Source organism: Mesorhizobium sp. CNPSo 4670 (assembly GCF_057784235.1).
This window is the reverse complement of sequence record NZ_JBWJFQ010000006.1, coordinates 1-15,553: the sequence shown is the minus strand read 5'-3', so window position 1 is coordinate 15,553 and position 15,553 is coordinate 1. Positions and strand designations below refer to the sequence as shown.

The following is a 15,553-nucleotide window of genomic DNA, read 5'->3' as shown; positions in this document are numbered from 1 at the left end:
GCCCGCAATCGCCAGCACCAGCGCGATTCCCGAACTCTGGCGGTTTACACGCGGCAGTGCGTGGTCTTAATTCGGAACCTCACAAAGCACCCGCCCTAACGAGGTGCTGCACCGGCGAGGAAATCAAAAGCATCATGGCCAAAAAAACCGAGAACAACGGTCCGTCCGTCAGTGCGCAGGAAGCGCTCGAATTCCACGCCATGGGCCGCCCCGGCAAGCTGGAGGTTGTCGCCACCAAGCCAATGGCGACGCAGCGCGATCTGAGCCTCGCCTATTCGCCGGGCGTCGCCGTACCTGTTCTGGCCATCGCCGAGGACCCCAGCCGCGCCTTCGACTACACGACGCGCGGCAACATGGTCGCCGTCATCTCCAACGGCACCGCCATCCTTGGCCTCGGCAATCTCGGCGCGCTGGCCTCCAAGCCGGTCATGGAAGGCAAGGCGGTGCTGTTCAAGCGCTTCGCCGATGTCGATTCCATCGACCTCGAGGTCGACACCGAGGATGCCGACGAGTTCATCAACTGCGTGCGCTTCCTCGGCCCCTCCTTCGGCGGCATCAACCTTGAAGACATCAAGGCGCCGGAGTGCTTCATCATCGAGCAGCGGCTGCGCGAACTGATGGACATTCCGGTCTTCCATGACGACCAGCACGGCACCGCCATCATCTCGGCCGCCGGCCTGATAAACGCGCTGGAGATCACCGGCCGCGACATGAAGACGACGAAAATGGTCTGCAACGGCGCCGGGGCCGCCGGCATCGCCTGCATCGAGCTGATGAAGGCGATGGGCTTCGCGCCCGAAAACATCATCCTGTGCGACACCAAGGGCGTCGTCTTCCAGGGCCGTACCGAAGGCATGAACCAGTGGAAGTCGGGACATGCGGTGAAAACCGAGGCGCGCAGCCTCGCCGAGGCGCTCGACGGTGCCGACGTCTTCCTCGGCCTCTCGGCCAAGGGCGCGCTGACCACCGCCATGGTGCAGTCGATGGCCAAGAACCCGATCATCTTCGCCATGGCAAATCCCGACCCGGAAATCACGCCGGAGGAAGTCGCCGAAATCCGCACCGACGCCATCATGGCCACGGGCCGGTCGGACTATCCGAACCAGGTCAACAATGTGCTCGGCTTTCCCTACATCTTTCGTGGCGCGCTGGATGTGCGGGCCACCACCATCAATGACGACATGAAGATCGCCGCCGCCCAGGCGCTTGCAGCACTAGCGCGCCAGGACGTGCCCGACGACGTCGCTGCCGCCTATCAAGGCAACCGGCCGAAATTCGGCCCCAACTACATCATCCCGGTGCCGTTCGACCCACGCCTGATCTCGGCCATCCCGATCGCGGTCGCAAAGGCGGCGATGGATTCCGGCGTTGCCCGCAAGCCGATCCTCGATCTCGACCGCTATGCGCAGGAGCTGTCCGCCCGCCGCGACCCGATCGCCTCGACCCTGCAGCGCATCTACGACCGTGTGCGCCGCCAGCCCAAGCGCATCGTCTTTGCCGAGGGCGAGGAGGAGCAGGTGATGCGCGCCGCCGTCTCCTATGTGAACCAGCGGCTCGGCACCGCCATCCTGCTCGGCCGCGACGACGTCATCAAGGAAAACGCCAAGCACGCCGGCATCGACCTCAACAAGCAAGGCATCGAGATCATCAATGCCCGGCTGTCGCGCCGCAACGGCATCTACACCGACTATCTCTACGAGCGTATGCAGCGGAAGGGTTTCCTGTTCCGTGACTGCCAGCGGCTGATCAACAATGACCGCAACCACTTTGCTGCCTGCATGGTGGCATTGGGCGATGCCGACGGCATCGTCACGGGTGTAACCCGCAACTATTCGACGGCACTCGACGACATCCGCCGCGTCATCGACGCCAAGCCCGGCCACCGCGTCATCGGCGTCTCGATCGTGCTCGCGCGCGGCAGGACCGTGCTGGTCGCCGACACCGCCGTGCACGACATGCCGAACGCCGAGCAGATCGCCGACATCGCCGAGGAGGCAGCCGGCTTCGCCCGCCGCATGGGCTACGAGCCGAGGCTCGCCATGCTCGCCTATTCGACCTTCGGCCATCCGCAGGGCGAGCGCTCAGAGCGCGTCCAGGAGGCGGTGCGCATCCTCGACAAGCGCCGCGTCGATTTCGAATATGACGGCGAGATGGCCGCCGACGTCGCGCTCAATGCGCGGGCCATGTCGCAATATCCGTTTATCCGGCTGACCGGCCCGGCCAACGTGCTGATCATGCCGGCATTCCACTCGGCCTCGATCTCGACCAAGATGCTGCAGGAACTCGGCGGGTCCACCGTCATCGGTCCGCTGCTGGTCGGCCTCAACAAGCCGGTGCAGATCGTCTCGCTCAACGCCAAGGATTCAGACATCGTCAACATGGCGGCGATCGCGGCGTATACGGCGGGGGCTTGAGCGGCGGACGAAAGCCCCGCGAACGCCTTTCGAGTGATGCTAGGCCGAGGCCCTGGTCGAGGGCCGCGCCACTCCACCTGAATGCCTGCAATCGCAGGAACCCCGCGATTCAAGCCGAATTTATGGGAAAATCGCTGCGATCCATAAGATATTGATAATATCCGGTTGTTATACCAGGGAGCTGTCATCGATGTGCCAGAGGGGCATTTTGGACAGACCGGGGTGGTGACAATCATGGATTTGCAGCCGTGAAGCACGATACGATTCCCGCAACCGTGGTCGGCCAGGGGGCCTATCACGACGAGCGCCTGGACGCGCTGCTCAGCATCACCGGCCGGATGGACGGCTACCTCTACCGCTGCCGCAACGATGCGTCCTACACCATGCTCTACATCAGCGACGGCGTTCTCACCGTCAGCGGCTATCCGCCCACGGATTTCGTGCACAACGCCGTGCGCGACTACGTCTCGGCCATCCACCCGGACGACCTGGCCTCGGTCTATGCCGCCGTCGACGCCGCGCTCGAAGCGCGCTGCAACTGGAACGTTGACTATCGCATCGTGCCGAGGGTCGGCGAGCCGCTTTGGGTCCGCGAGATCGGCGGCGGTGTCTGGGATGACGCCGGCGAACTCGAATTCCTGGAAGGTTTCGTCGTCGACATCAGCGACCGCAAGGTTGTCGAGGACCTCAATTCCCAGCTGTTGCTGGATCTGAAGACCGCCAACGAGGAGCTGTCCGCGCAAAAGCGCGAGATCGAACTGGCCAAGCAGCACAGCGACCATTCGGCCAACCACGATCTGTTGACGGACCTGCCCAACCGGCGTGCCTTCCACAACGAACTCAAATCGGTGGTCGCCCGCTGCGGCGCCACCGGCGAGGCGGCCGGTCTTCTGTTCATCGACCTCGACCGGTTCAAGGAGGTCAATGACACGCTCGGGCATGAGGCCGGCGATGCGCTGCTGCAGCGCGTCTCGAGCCAGCTTCGCTCAATCCTTCGCAGTGCCGATTTCGTCGCCCGCCTTGGCGGTGACGAGTTCGCCTTCGTGTTTTCGGGCGCCGCCGACCTGGCACAGCACAAGGCCGTGCGCGTTGCCGAACGCATCCTGGAAAGGCTGCAGATCAAGGTTCCCACGCCGAATGGCGCCATCCAGGTCGGCTGCACCGTTGGCGTGGCCATGTATCCGGCGGAAGCCGCTGATTCCGAAGCGCTGGTCGCGCTCGCCGACCGGCTGATGTACATCGGAAAAAAGAGTGGCCGCAACCGGTTGGTCACCGCCAACGAGATGGTGCCGCAACAGCCCTCGTCCGGGCCTCGTCCCTCAATCCGCAAGACTGCCTAGGCTGAAAGGCATCAACCCGGAGCGAAAACGCGCGCGGCCTCGACGACCTCCTCGATCTGATCCTGCCGCAGCAGGTCGATCGGAATGCGGCCGTCGAGCTGCGCCGAGGAGCGAGTAAGCCACAACCAGGCCAGCCTGGGATTGCTGATCAGGGACAGCACGTCACGGATGCCCGGGACCGGCCTGCCATCGACGAACTGCGCCAGCGGGAAGACATGCTTGCGGCCGCCCTTGCGCAGGGCGATGACCTCACCCCGCCTTTGCCAGCGATGCAGGGTCGAGCGGGCGATGCGCATGTTCTCTTCCAGATACGTCGATCCGGCGACGCGCCCGGCCCAGTCCTCGATCAGCATCGATTCGAGGTCGTCGGCTCGCGACGACGGGGAAGCAGGTCCATTGATATCCACGGGGGATGCCGGCGGCAGCCCCGTCGCGCCGCCAGTGCCCGCCTCGCTGCGGCGCGCGGCTTCCGCCGCCAGCGCGCGTACGAATTTCGATGCAAGGCCGGGAAGGTCGGCATGGATGGCGTCGATGGCACGCTGATGCTTCGGCGACAGCAAGGTGACGGCGGAAGCTATACTGCCGGCGATCTTGCCGACCGAGACCATGGTGGGTCTGTTGATGGCCTCGTCATAGTGGGCAAGCGCACGTTCCACGTCCTCCGCGACCATCTCCGCGAAGTCGTCCTGTTTGATGCCGGTTGCCTGGATTTGAAATCTGTTCATGCATCTGTCTCTTGGGCCGGGCGCTCCTCCCACAGCTGCGGCCGGTTGTTGAACGGCTAGAGCGGAGAGCGGAGTTCGCGGCGGCAACAGATGCAGCGGCCCGACAGCATGCTGTCTTGCATTTTATGACACCCCAACTGACTGCAGGCGTCCCGAAATGTCAGTCCCAGGTCGCCTCGATTGCGTGTAGGAGGGATGTATGACAACCGCGCGACGGTGAGAAGCGGTCCGCGCAGCGGACGAAAAGCCAATTGCTTGGCTTTTCGAGCTTCGAACGCCCTGAGCCTGCGAAGGGCCGGAGCTCGACCCGGCTACTTGCAGTACAAGCGCGACTTTCAGCCCTACAGCAACCCAGCCTGTTCAGCCTCGCGGCGCAGGTTCTGGCGCGGGCGCGGGCCGATCTGCTGGATCACCAATCCGGCCGCCAGGGAGCCAAGGTCGCCGCAGGCCTTGAGGTCGCGGCCTTGCGTGTAGCCATGCAGGAAACCGGCCGCATAGAGATCGCCGGCGCCTGTCGTGTCGACCAGTTCCTTGATCGCGGTCGCCTGGATGACCACGGTCTCGTCGCCGCGCACGATGACCGAGCCTTTTTCCGAGCGGGTCACGGCGGCGATCCGGCAATCCTTGCGAATCTGCGCCAGCGCCTCGTCGAATGACGATGTCTGGTAGAGCGACTTGATCTCGTGGCTGTTGGCAAAGACGATGTCGACGGTGCCCGACCGCATCAGGTCGAGGAACTCGTCGCGGTAGCGGTCGACGCAGAACGAATCCGAGAGTGTCATCGATACTTCGCGGCCTGCCGCGTGCGCCAGCTTGGCCGTCTGCCGGATCGCTTCCTTGGCCCGCGGCGGGTCCCACAGATAGCCCTCGAAATAGGTGACCTTGGCGCCGGAAGCCTTGTCGGCCTCGACATCCTCCGGCCCGAGTTCGACGGCGGCGCCGAGATAAGTGTTCATCGAACGCTCGCCGTCGGGGGTGACGAAGATCATCGAGCGCGCTGTCGGTGGCTCGCCCTTGAGCGGCCTGGTGTCGAAGGCGACGCCTTGCGCATGGATGTCGTGCGCGTAGATTTGGCCCAGCGCATCGTTCGAAACCTTGCCGAAGAAGGCGGCGCGGCCGCCGAAGCTGGCGACACCGGCCGCCGTGTTGCCGGCGCTGCCGCCGGACGCTTCGATGGCCGGGCCCATGCGGCTGTAGAGCAGTTCGGCGCGCTGGGTGTCGATGAGGTTCATCGCGCCCTTGATGATGCCGTTGGTCTCGAGGAAGTCCTCGTCACACTGGGCGATGATGTCGACAATGGCATTGCCGATGCAAAGCACGTCATAATCCGGCATCAATGTCTCCGCCAAAAACCCGAGCCGGCTTCTTGCCATGCCCGGGCGGGTCTACAGCAAGACTCCGAAAATTGGCAACCGATTTTCTGTCGTTGCCGGCGTGGCGGCGATGACCATTCCCGTGTCGAGGAAGGCGTGGAGCCGCGGTTCTTGCAAATCAGAGGCGCATCCGCGACGAGGCGCTATGACAATTCGACCGTGGCCGAAGCATTTCATCGCGCGGCCGCTTACAAGCCTGGCTCAGCCGATCATTTTTCGAAGGCGAGCCAGACCCCAAATGCCGACAACGAACAAGCCGACTAGCAACGATATGAGCACCGACCTGGCGCTGCTCGCCGTGCTGGCGGTGCTTTGGGGCGCCTCCTATACCTTCATCAAGATCGGCGTCGAGACGATCCCGCCGGTCACGTTCATTGCCGCGCGCACCCTGATTGCCGGCGGCATCCTCTTCGCCATCATCCGCTGGCGCGGGCTTGCCATGCCGGGCGATGCGGCAAGCTGGCGCCGCTTCGCCTTCCAGGCTTGCCTCAACAGCGTCGTGCCGTTCACCCTGATCGCAGCCGCCGAGCGCTCGGTTGATGCCGGTCTCGCCACCATCCTCAACGCGACCTCGCCGATCTTCACCTTCCTGCTGACCGCGCTCATCACCCGCCACGAGCCGGTCACGTTGCGCAAACTGATTGGTGTCGGCGCCGGCATTGCCGGCATCTGCCTCATTATCGGCACCGAGGCGCTGGGTGGTCTCGGTCATGAGCTCTGGGCCCAGTTGGCAATCGTCGCGGCGACGATCTGCTACGCCGGTGCGGCGATCTTCGGCCGTGGCTTCAAGGGCCTCGACCCGATGCTGCCCACCGCCGGTTCGATGCTGTGCGGCGCCATCATCCTGCTGCCGCTCAGCCTGATGGTCGACCGGCCATGGACGCTCGCGCCATCGACGGCGTCGATCCTGGCCTTGCTCGGCCTGTCGGTGTTTTCGACCGCGCTGGCCTTCGTCATCTATTTCCGCCTCATCCACACGCTGGGCTCGGTCGGCACCACCTCGCAAGCCTATCTGCGCGTGCCGATCGGCGTCGGCATCGGCGCCGTCTTCCTCGGCGAAAGCCTCGGCCCGACGGCATGGCTGGGAATGGGTTTCGTCGTCGCAGGCGTCGCAGCCATGACCATCCCGGTTCGAAAGCCGGCGCTCGCGCGGATAAAGCAGCTCCAAGGAAAAGTGTGAAGCGGTTTTCCGCCCGGAACTTGCCTCAAAACAAAGGGAGACCCCTGCGCTTGTGACAAGCGGGCGCGTCGCCTATCTCCGAAGACCCGTTCGAGGTGAGGTTGAAGCACGGTGATTTTCGACGCTGCCCGCTCCGCAGCCATTGAGCTGCTTTCGCCTCCGTTCCGTTCGGTGTTCATCAAGACGCTCGGGCTGACCTTGCTGGCGCTGGTCGCCTTGTGGTTCGGCCTCACCAGCCTCGTCGAGTGGCTGGCCCTGCCGTGGCTCCACACGCTGTTGCCCGGCATGCCGTCCTGGGCCGGCTGGCTGGGCGGCATCATCGCCGCCATCGCTCTCGCCTTTGGCATGGCGTTGCTCATTGCCCCGGTGACGGCGATTGTCGCCGGCCTGTTCCTCGACGACGTCGCCGAAGTCGTCGAACGCACCGACTATCCCGGCGACCCGGCCGGACGCGCCATGCCGGCGCTGCGCTCGCTGGTCTTGTCAGCCAGGTTCCTGGGCGTCGTCATCCTCGGCAACATCGTCGCCCTGCTGCTTCTCCTGGTGCCGGGCGTCAACATTGCCGCCTTCTTCATCGTCAACGGCTATCTGCTCGGGCGTGAGTTCTTCGAATTCGCCGCCATGCGCTTTCGCCCGGAAGAAGAGGCCAGGGCCTTGCGCAGGCACTATGCCGGCACGGTGTTCCTCGCCGGGCTGGTCATATCAGCCTTCCTCGCCGTGCCGCTGCTCAACCTGGTGACGCCGCTTTTTGCCGCCGCCATGATGGTGCATCTGCACAAGGCGATCAGCGGACGGGAAGCGGCTCGCGTCTCGCGAGGCTGAGTTCCGTTCAGCGCAACAGGAATCCGCGCCCCAACTCATCATCGGCTTCGACGACAAATTCTGCTCGCCCGGAATAGTAGGCGCGGCCGCCGACGCGCGCGATGATGGCCTCATGCGGGCCGGCCTTCGCCGTCCGCGCCACGGCCCCGGAAAAGCGCGAGCCGGCGATGCTTTCGAATGTGCGCGTCTGCCCGATGTCGATCTCGCCCTTGGCATGCATGGCCGCCAGCCGGGCGGTGACGCCGGAGCCGGTCGGCGAGCGGTCAACCTCGGCCTCGGCAAAGACGCAGACGTTCTTGGTCGCGTCGCCGGAAAACGCGTCGCGGCCATCGGTCAGGATGGTGCCGTAAAGGAAAGCAAGGTCGGCATGGTCGGGATGCGACAGCGGCAATTCGGCCTTGAGCCTGTTGGTCAGCGCCGTCGCCGCATCGACGAAATCGCGCACCCGGTCGCGGCCGAATTCCAGACCGAACTGGTGACAGTCGGCCAGTGCGTAGAAGGCGCCGCCATAGGCGATGTCGAAGCCGATCGTGCCATAGCCCGGCAACTCGATCGTCTGCCGGCCGGCGAACAGGAATGCCGGAACGCTTTCGAACGACACCGCACCGGCTTTGCCATCCGTGACCTCCACCGCAGCGACAATCAATCCGCATGGCGCCTCGATGTTGACGGTCGTCACTGGCTCGCGTTTCGTCACCAGCCCTTCGTCGACGGCGTAGCGGCCGAGCGCGACGATGGCGTGGCCGCACATGGTCGAATAGCCTTCATTGTGCATGAACAGCACGGCGAGATCGGCGCTGGACAGGTCCGGCTCGACCAGCAAGGCGCCATACATGTCATAATGGCCGCGCGGCTCGAACATCAAAATCTTGCGCAAATGATCGAGATGGTCGCGCACATAGGCGCGCTTTTCCAGGATGGTGCCCTTCGGGATATCCGGATAGCCGCCAGTGACGATCCTGAGCGGCTCGCCGCCCGTATGCATGTCGACGACAGTCAGCGTCATGCGACAGGCCTCTTAATCTGGGGATTTGCCGAACAAGGCCTGCAATTTGCCGAACGGCATGGCGGCGCGGGTGAAGCCGAACGTGCCGTCCTGCTGGATCTCGCGTGCCGCCGTCTCCAGCATGCCATAAGCGAAATTGGTCAGCCATGGCCCAAGCGAAATGCGTTTGACGCCGGCAGTGGCGAGATCGGCGATGGTGAAGCCAGGCCTCGCCATGACGTTGACCGGCTTGCTGACCGCCGAGCAGATCGTGCGGACCGTCTCGATATCGGCGATGCCTGGCGCATAGAGCACGTCGGCGCCGGCCTTCTCGAAGGCCTGCAGCCGCTTGATGGTGTCGTCGAGATCGGACTTGCCCCACAGAAAGTTCTCGGCCCGAGCGGTGAAGACGAAATCGCGCTTCAACGCCCGCGCCGCCTCCACGGCCGCCGCGACGCGTTCGACGGCGTGCGAGAAATCATAGATCGGCTTGTCCGGATCGCCAGTGTGGTCCTCGATCGAGCAGCCGGCAAGGCCTGCCGCTTCCGCCGCGAAGATAGTTTCGGCGGCACGCTCTGCACTGTCGCCCTTGCCTCTCTCGAGGTCGGCCGAGACAGGCAGGCTGGTCGCCGCCGTCACGTCGCGGCAATGGTGGATCATCGCCTCGAAGGTCACGGCGCCATCTGGCAGGCCGCGCGAAAAGGCAAAGCCGGCGCTGGTCGTCGCCAGCGCCTTGAAGCCGAAAGAATCCAGCAGCTTCGTCGTGCCGACATCCCAGGGATTGGGCATGACGAAGGTCGAGGCATGCAGGTCACGAAAGATCTTGCCCTTGTCCATGGTAGTTCCCCCATCTGTGCAGCGTGGCGGAGAGGATTTTATCCTGCCCTCCCTGGCCGGGCAAACGAATGCCATTGGTTCAGAAGCGTTTGGCGTTCTCTCCTGCCAATTTGTCCAGCGCGTCGGAGTCCTTGGCATAGTGCGAGGCCTTAGTGTCCCAGTGATAGGTGACGGAAATGTCCTGCGACGCAGCCGCTGGCGGCACGTCATCGCAGCTTTCACCGTTCGGCACCGTCGCATCGGTCACCGTCACCTTGATGGCGGCATAGGGCTGGCCGTCGGCGATGGACTGGAAAGCCACATCCTGCTTGCGGCTGTAGCTGCACAGGTTTTCATCGAACGTATAGATCATGTCGATCAGTTCGAATTTGTCGCCGCGGACCATGATCAGCGGCGTGGCCACATAGTTCTGGTTCGAATTGAAATGCGCGCTCATGGTGATGAGGATGTCATCGCTGGCGCTGACGGAAAGCTTGCCTGGTTCGCGGAAATAGGTACCACGGTCGACCGCGACATTGACGGCGTCGAGCAGCTTTGGCTTGGCCGAAGTATCGTACAGCGCCAGCACCGCATAGCCTTCGGCACTGTCAGGAGAATCGCCGAGGTCGAACAACATCGTCAGCCGGTCGTTGCCGCCAGCCTTGATGGCAAGCACCGCGGCATTTGAAAAGCCCGATGTCTCGGGCGGCGAACCGCCGCTGTCAGGTCCCTCGATGTGGCGCATGTCGATCGGCAGCCCACCCTTGTAGAAGCCGTCCTTGTCTTCGGCGAGATCCGGGATCACCATCCTCGCCAGGTCGAGATAGGTGACGTCCTTGTCGCCGGGCAGCGCGCTGCCGAGCTCCGGGAAGCTGACGGCTTGCGCGCCGGCGGCGGTCCAGAGAAATGGCAGCAGTGTCAAGGCGAGGATGAAGCGAAGCAGAGGGAATTTCATGCGTGGCTCCGAATTGGCGGCGCCACGCTAGAGTATGATCCCGAAAAGTGGAACCCGGTTTTCGGCAAAGATCATGCTCAAACAAACAGATAGAGCCCCATCCCGACTCTATCGGGATGGAACAGGCTCTAGCACGACCAATCGAGGCGTACAGCCGTGCCCTGAAGATCAGGTCAGTGGATCGGCACCAGCCCGGCCAGCTCGCGCATGTCGTTGAACAGGATGCCGCCGGCCCGGATCAGGCCGTCGCGGTCGGAATAGGGGTCGCCATGATAGGAAAACACCCGCATGCCGGCGGCAATGCCGGCTTGCGTGCCGGCGACGCTGTCCTCGATGACGACGCAGTCGGCGGGCGCGAAGCCCATCGTCCTGGCCGCATGCAGGAACAGGTCGGGGAATGGCTTGCCGCGCGTGACCATCGTCGAGCTGAACATCGCGTGTTCGAACAGCGGCAACAGCCCGGTCTGGCCGAGCGTGATGTGCATCTTCGACACCCGGGCCGAGGTGGCGACGCAATAGGCGATGCCGGCTGAGCGCACGGCTTCGACAAACTCGCGGACGTAAGGGATCGCCTCGACCCCGTGGGCGAACAGGTCCGGCAGGCCGGCATTCCAGCGGTCGACGAAATCGGCGCCGAGTCTGACGCTGGTTTCCTCTTCGATCTGTTTTTGCACCGACGCCATGCTGCGGCCGGAGAAATTCTTGCGGCAATATTCGAAGCTCGTCGGATAGCCGGCAGCATTCAGCCATTCGGCGAGGCGTCGATTGGCGAGGTTCTCTGTATCGACCAGGATCCCGTCGCAGTCGAAGATAACGAGTTTCGGCAGTTCGGGCATCAGGCGGTGCCGGTCGATCCGAACCCGCCCGAGCCACGCGCCGTGCCGCCAGCCAGGCCGCGCTCTTCCACGGCCGCCTGCGTCACCGCCGCGAAAACGATCTGGGCGATGCGCATGCCGCGCGTCACCGCGAAATCCTCGTCGCCGAGATTGATCAGCAGCACCTTCACCTCGCCGCGATAGTCGCTGTCGATGGTGCCGGGCGTGTTGAGGACGGTAAGACCATGTTTGAAAGCAAGGCCGGAGCGTGGCCGGACCTGGCCTTCCATGCCTTCGGGAATTTCCAGGATCAGCCCGGTCGGCACCAGTGCGCGTTTTCCAGGCAGGATCAGCAGCGGCCGATCGTCGGGCACCGCGGCGCGCAGATCCATGCCGGCCGCGCCGGGGCTTTCATAGGCGGGGAGGGGAAGTCCTTCACCATGCGGCAACCTGACGAAGCCGACGGTCGGACCGATGACGGAGGGATTTTGAAGGGCTGCGCGCATAAAATCGATCCTATCGGCGCGAACGGCGATTCAGTCAACTCAGGTCGAGCGCTATCAACGGCTTTCTTTCGGGCATCACTGTGACAGGACCTAGCGCAGTTCCATTGGAACCACGGTGGTCTCCTTGATCTCCTCCATCACGAAGGAGGCCGAAACGTCCGACAGCGCCACCTTGGCGATCAGCCGCTGGTAGAGCCGGTCATAGGCCTTCACGTCGGCGACCCGGGCGCGCAGCACATAGTCGAGATCGCCCGACATGCGATAGACGCCGGTGATCTCGGGAAAGCCGGTCACCGCCGCCCGGAACTTCTGCAGCCAGTCCGGGTCGTGGTTGGACGTGCGGATCAGGATGAACACCGAGAGGCCAAGCCCGAGCTTTTCGGCATCGACCAGCGCCACGCGGCCGATGATGACGCCATCCTCCTCAAGCCGCTTCACCCGACGCCAGCAGGCATTGCGCGACAAGGCCACCCGTTCCGACAGCTGGTCGACCGACAGCGTGCCGTCGCGTTGCAGTTCGGTGAGCAATTTTCGGTCGATTTCGTCGATTTCCAGCGTCATGTGGGATATTTGTCCCATGGAGTGGCCAAATACAAGGACATTTTGAGACCGATGAACCAGCGAAGCGTGTCAAGATACTCACATCAGGAACACCAAGCGCTGAAAGGGGAACAGCATGTCGCTCGCAAAGATATTCACCTCTCATCCGTCCAAGGTCGGCGAAACCTATTTCGGACATATGGCCTTTGCCGCCTGGTTCTCGTCGCGGTTGCTGATGGCGGCGGGTGCCGCGCTCGTTCACGCTTTCTTGCCATTTCTGTTCGAGACTACCGCCAGCCGAATCGTCCGCGAGCTTTACGAGCGGACACACAACAGGGGCTCGCACGGGACCAAGGAGCCAGCGGCTCTCATGGATCGTGCCTAGAGGACGACACAAGCGATGTGCCGGTGGGCGGCCTATCTCGGTGAAGCGGTCTTTCTCGAAGACATCCTCACGGCGCCCTGTCACTCGCTGATTGCCCAGAGCCATTGCGCCCAGGAAGCGAAATCGCCGACCAATGGCGACGGCTTCGGCCTTGCCTGGTATGGCGACCGGCCGGAGCCGGGTCACTACCGTGACATCTTGCCGGCCTGGTCCGACCCCAATCTGAAGAGCCTGTGCCGGCAGATCAAGTCGGGCCTGTTCCTTGCCCATGTGCGGGCCTCGACCGGCGGCGCCACCAGCCGCATGAACTGCCATCCGTTCATTTCGGAGCGCTGGTCGTTCATGCACAACGGCCAGATCGGCGGCTTCGAGAAGATCCGCCGGGCGCTGGAAAACTCGCTGTCCGACGCCGTCTTCGACCTGCGCGAAGGCACCACCGATTCCGAATTGTTTTTCCTGCTGATGATCGACGAAGGATTGGCCGCCGATCCGCAAGGCGCCGTCTCGCGTGCCACCAGCCGCGTGCTTGAAGCCTCGCGCCGGGCCGGCCTCGAGCCGGCGCTGAAACTCACCGCCGCCTTCTCCGACGGCCAGGCGCTGCACGCGGTGCGCTATGCAACCGACGCCCACGCCCCGACGCTCTACACCTCCGTTTTCCGCAAAGGCGGCGGCCGCTGCATTGTTTCCGAGCCGTTCGATCGCGAGGGCGGCGACTGGCAGGCGATCCCGCCATCGAGCTTCGTCACCATGACCAGGGATGGTATCGCCATCCGTCCGTTTGCTCCGGCCAACGCGAAGCTGGCACTGGCCGTGTAGGCTTTCGGCTTTCCAATTTTGCGGCAACCTCGCGTTCCTTGGCGCCCCCTCTGACCTGCCGGACATCTCCCCTCGCCGCGCAATTTCGATCAAGTCCTAGCGAGTTTCAAATGCTCAACTCAGCTTGAAGTCGTGCGGCTGTCCGCCATCTAGACCGGACACGCGCAGCCAAGCCGGAGCAGTGATCATGGACATCGTCTTTTCCTCAACCGTCGCACTGGCCGCCGCGATCGCCACTCGAAAAGTCTCCGCAGTGGAGGCGCTCGACGCCCATCTGGCGCAGATCGAAAGCCACAATGGGGCGGTCAACGCCGTCATCTCGCTCGACCAGGAGTGCGCCCGCCAGTGCGCAAAAAAAGCCGACGCAGCACTGGCGCGCGGCGAGGCGCTTGGGCCGCTGCATGGCGTCCCGTTCACACTGAAGGACATGCACAAAACGGCAGGCATGAAGACCACAGTCGGCTTTCCCGCCTTCGCCGATTATGTCGCTAAGCGGGACAGCCCGGTCGTTGCCAGGCTGAAGGCAGCCGGCGGCGTGCTGATGGCCAAGACCAATGTCGCGACCATGCTGGGAGACTGGCAGTCGGACAATCCGTTGTTCGGCTGCACCGGCAATCCGTGGAACCTACAGCGCACCGCGGGCGGCTCCAGCGGCGGCGCGGCGGCAGCGCTTTGTTCAGGGATGACGCCGTTCGAGGTCGGCTCCGACATGCAGGATTCGATCCGGCTGCCAGCCGCTTTCTGCGGTGTCTATGGACTCAAACCGACCGAGCACCGCGTCTCGCTGGCCGGCGCCTTCCCCGATCCGGGAGGTGGCGCGCGCAGCGTGCGGCTGATATCCTGCCTCGGCCCGCTGGCGCGCAGCGCGGACGATCTGGCCTTGATCTACCAAATCATTGCCGGCCCCGATGGAAGCAACACCGATCTTGCGGCGGTGCCGGTCGAGGGCATGCCGAAGCTCGACCCCAAGACATTGCGCATTGCCTTCGCACCGTCCTTTCCAGGGTTTCCGGTGGCCGGCGAGATCAGCGCCGCTGTCGAAAGTCTCGCAAGGCAGCTGCAATCGGCAGGGGCGATCGTCGAGGAACCGAAACTGCCCAAGCTCGATCTGCACGACGATCTCGCGCAAGGCGGCGCACTGATCGGCATGATGATGGAGGCTGCGCAGCCGGAGCCGCCGGAAGAACCGACACCGGTCTCGCGCTGGTTCGAGGCGCTCGCCCGCCGCGAAAAATCCATTCTCGCCTGGGACCAGTTCTTCGAAAACTGGGATGCGCTGCTTTGCCCGGTCGCGATGACGACGGCCTTCCCGCATTGCACGCCAGGCTCGCCGATTCAGGTCGACGGCAAGCAGCAGAGCTACTGGATGCTGCCGGCCTATGGCGCCCTGTTCAACTACAGCAGCCATCCGGCACTTTCGCTGCCATGCGGACAGGATAGCGACGGCTTGCCGATCGGCTTGCAACTGGTCGGCAAGCGCTGGTCGGAGTCGCGGCTGCTCGGCGTCGCCAAGGCAATCGAGCCATTGACCGGCGGCTTTCGCCGTCCGCCCGGCTATTGAGCGAAGCGCGACAACCTGTAGGGCGCCAGCGTGATGCCTGAATGCATGACGGCGACATAGAGGCCGTCCATGCCCTCGCTGCGGCCGATGATCGGAAAACCGTCGATCGGCGTCGGCCGGTAGCCGACGGTGTGGAAATCCAGCTCCAGTCCGTCACCGCCGCGCAGCATGGCTTTCAGGGCCGCAAACAGGTCGCGGGCGGTGACTTCGGCATCCATGCCCGGGTCGGCGCCGCCAAAATCCGAGCCGGCGATGATGCGGCCCTCCGCCGTCTGGCGCATGTGCAGCCGCTCGGCCAGCACCAGCCCGTTGAGCAGTTT

16 protein-coding genes are annotated in these 15,553 nt (G+C 63.9%); 7 read left to right on the top strand and 9 right to left on the bottom strand.

Features of this window, described 5'->3' with window-relative positions:
• The first annotated feature begins 134 nt into the window (after positions 1-134).
• Positions 135-2,414 (top strand): NADP-dependent malic enzyme, encoded by a 2,280-nt coding sequence (locus AC0ZT5_RS12635; RefSeq protein ID WP_477225242.1) that lies wholly within the window; start codon positions 135-137, stop codon positions 2,412-2,414.
• 248 nt (positions 2,415-2,662) lie between these two features.
• Positions 2,663-3,754 (top strand): GGDEF domain-containing protein, encoded by a 1,092-nt coding sequence (locus AC0ZT5_RS12630; RefSeq protein WP_488496705.1) that lies wholly within the window; start codon positions 2,663-2,665, stop codon positions 3,752-3,754.
• 11 nt (positions 3,755-3,765) lie between these two features.
• On the opposite strand, the gene AC0ZT5_RS12625 is transcribed toward AC0ZT5_RS12630, so the two are convergent.
• Both AC0ZT5_RS12625 and AC0ZT5_RS12620 read right to left on the bottom strand, forming a co-directional pair.
• Positions 3,766-4,479: an antitoxin Xre/MbcA/ParS-like domain-containing protein gene (locus AC0ZT5_RS12625; RefSeq protein WP_488496704.1), complete on the bottom strand. Its 714-nt coding sequence runs from the start codon at positions 4,477-4,479 to the stop codon at positions 3,766-3,768.
• Positions 4,480-4,820: 341 nt separating this feature from the next.
• A complete protein-coding gene (locus AC0ZT5_RS12620) occupies positions 4,821-5,813 on the bottom strand; it encodes an adenosine kinase (protein ID WP_488496703.1) in 993 nt (330 codons plus the stop codon).
• A gap of 310 nt (positions 5,814-6,123) precedes the next feature.
• On the opposite strand from AC0ZT5_RS12620, the gene AC0ZT5_RS12615 reads away from it, so the two are divergent.
• A complete protein-coding gene (locus tag AC0ZT5_RS12615; RefSeq protein WP_488496702.1) occupies positions 6,124-7,032 on the top strand; it encodes a DMT family transporter in 909 nt (302 codons plus the stop codon).
• A gap of 111 nt (positions 7,033-7,143) precedes the next feature.
• On the top strand, positions 7,144-7,854 hold the full coding sequence (locus AC0ZT5_RS12610; protein WP_488496701.1) for a sulfate transporter family protein: 711 nt from the start codon (positions 7,144-7,146) through the stop codon (positions 7,852-7,854).
• Positions 7,855-7,861: 7 nt separating this feature from the next.
• Here AC0ZT5_RS12610 and AC0ZT5_RS12605 read toward each other — a convergent pair whose 3' ends face one another.
• The 6 genes from AC0ZT5_RS12605 to AC0ZT5_RS12580 all read right to left on the bottom strand — a co-directional run bounded on the left by AC0ZT5_RS12605 (position 7,862) and on the right by AC0ZT5_RS12580 (position 12,492).
• On the bottom strand, positions 7,862-8,860 hold the full coding sequence (locus AC0ZT5_RS12605) for a proline racemase family protein (protein WP_488496700.1): 999 nt from the start codon (positions 8,858-8,860) through the stop codon (positions 7,862-7,864).
• A gap of 12 nt (positions 8,861-8,872) precedes the next feature.
• Positions 8,873-9,676, bottom strand: a complete 804-nt coding sequence (locus AC0ZT5_RS12600) for an isocitrate lyase/PEP mutase family protein (protein WP_488496699.1) — start codon at positions 9,674-9,676, stop codon at positions 8,873-8,875.
• A 79-nt stretch (positions 9,677-9,755) separates the two neighbouring features.
• A complete protein-coding gene (locus AC0ZT5_RS12595) occupies positions 9,756-10,610 on the bottom strand; it encodes a hypothetical protein (RefSeq protein ID WP_488496698.1) in 855 nt (284 codons plus the stop codon).
• 173 nt (positions 10,611-10,783) lie between these two features.
• Positions 10,784-11,446, bottom strand: a complete 663-nt coding sequence (locus tag AC0ZT5_RS12590) for an HAD family hydrolase (RefSeq protein ID WP_488496697.1) — start codon at positions 11,444-11,446, stop codon at positions 10,784-10,786.
• Entirely contained in the window at positions 11,446-11,931 is a 486-nt protein-coding gene (gene dut / locus AC0ZT5_RS12585; RefSeq protein WP_488496696.1) for a dUTP diphosphatase, read from the bottom strand. Before dut ends, AC0ZT5_RS12590 begins: the two co-directional genes overlap by 1 nt.
• Before the next feature lie 90 nt (positions 11,932-12,021).
• On the bottom strand, positions 12,022-12,492 hold the full coding sequence (locus tag AC0ZT5_RS12580) for an Lrp/AsnC family transcriptional regulator (protein WP_488496695.1): 471 nt from the start codon (positions 12,490-12,492) through the stop codon (positions 12,022-12,024).
• 115 nt (positions 12,493-12,607) lie between these two features.
• Between AC0ZT5_RS12580 and AC0ZT5_RS12575 the strand changes: the two genes are divergently transcribed.
• The 3 genes from AC0ZT5_RS12575 to AC0ZT5_RS12565 all read left to right on the top strand — a co-directional run bounded on the left by AC0ZT5_RS12575 (position 12,608) and on the right by AC0ZT5_RS12565 (position 15,233).
• Positions 12,608-12,856 carry a DUF6356 family protein gene (locus tag AC0ZT5_RS12575; RefSeq protein ID WP_477281865.1) on the top strand — a complete coding sequence of 83 codons (249 nt, stop codon included), beginning with the start codon at positions 12,608-12,610 and terminating at the stop codon, positions 12,854-12,856.
• Positions 12,857-12,871: 15 nt separating this feature from the next.
• Positions 12,872-13,672: a class II glutamine amidotransferase gene (locus AC0ZT5_RS12570; protein ID WP_488496694.1), complete on the top strand. Its 801-nt coding sequence runs from the start codon at positions 12,872-12,874 to the stop codon at positions 13,670-13,672.
• A 187-nt stretch (positions 13,673-13,859) separates the two neighbouring features.
• Positions 13,860-15,233: an amidase gene (locus tag AC0ZT5_RS12565; RefSeq protein ID WP_488496693.1), complete on the top strand. Its 1,374-nt coding sequence runs from the start codon at positions 13,860-13,862 to the stop codon at positions 15,231-15,233.
• On the opposite strand, the gene AC0ZT5_RS12560 is transcribed toward AC0ZT5_RS12565, so the two are convergent.
• Positions 15,227-15,553: FAD-dependent oxidoreductase (locus AC0ZT5_RS12560; RefSeq protein ID WP_488496692.1), on the bottom strand; the 327-nt coding region annotated here is incomplete at its 5' end. The two genes, AC0ZT5_RS12565 and AC0ZT5_RS12560, sit on opposite strands and share 7 nt — an antisense overlap.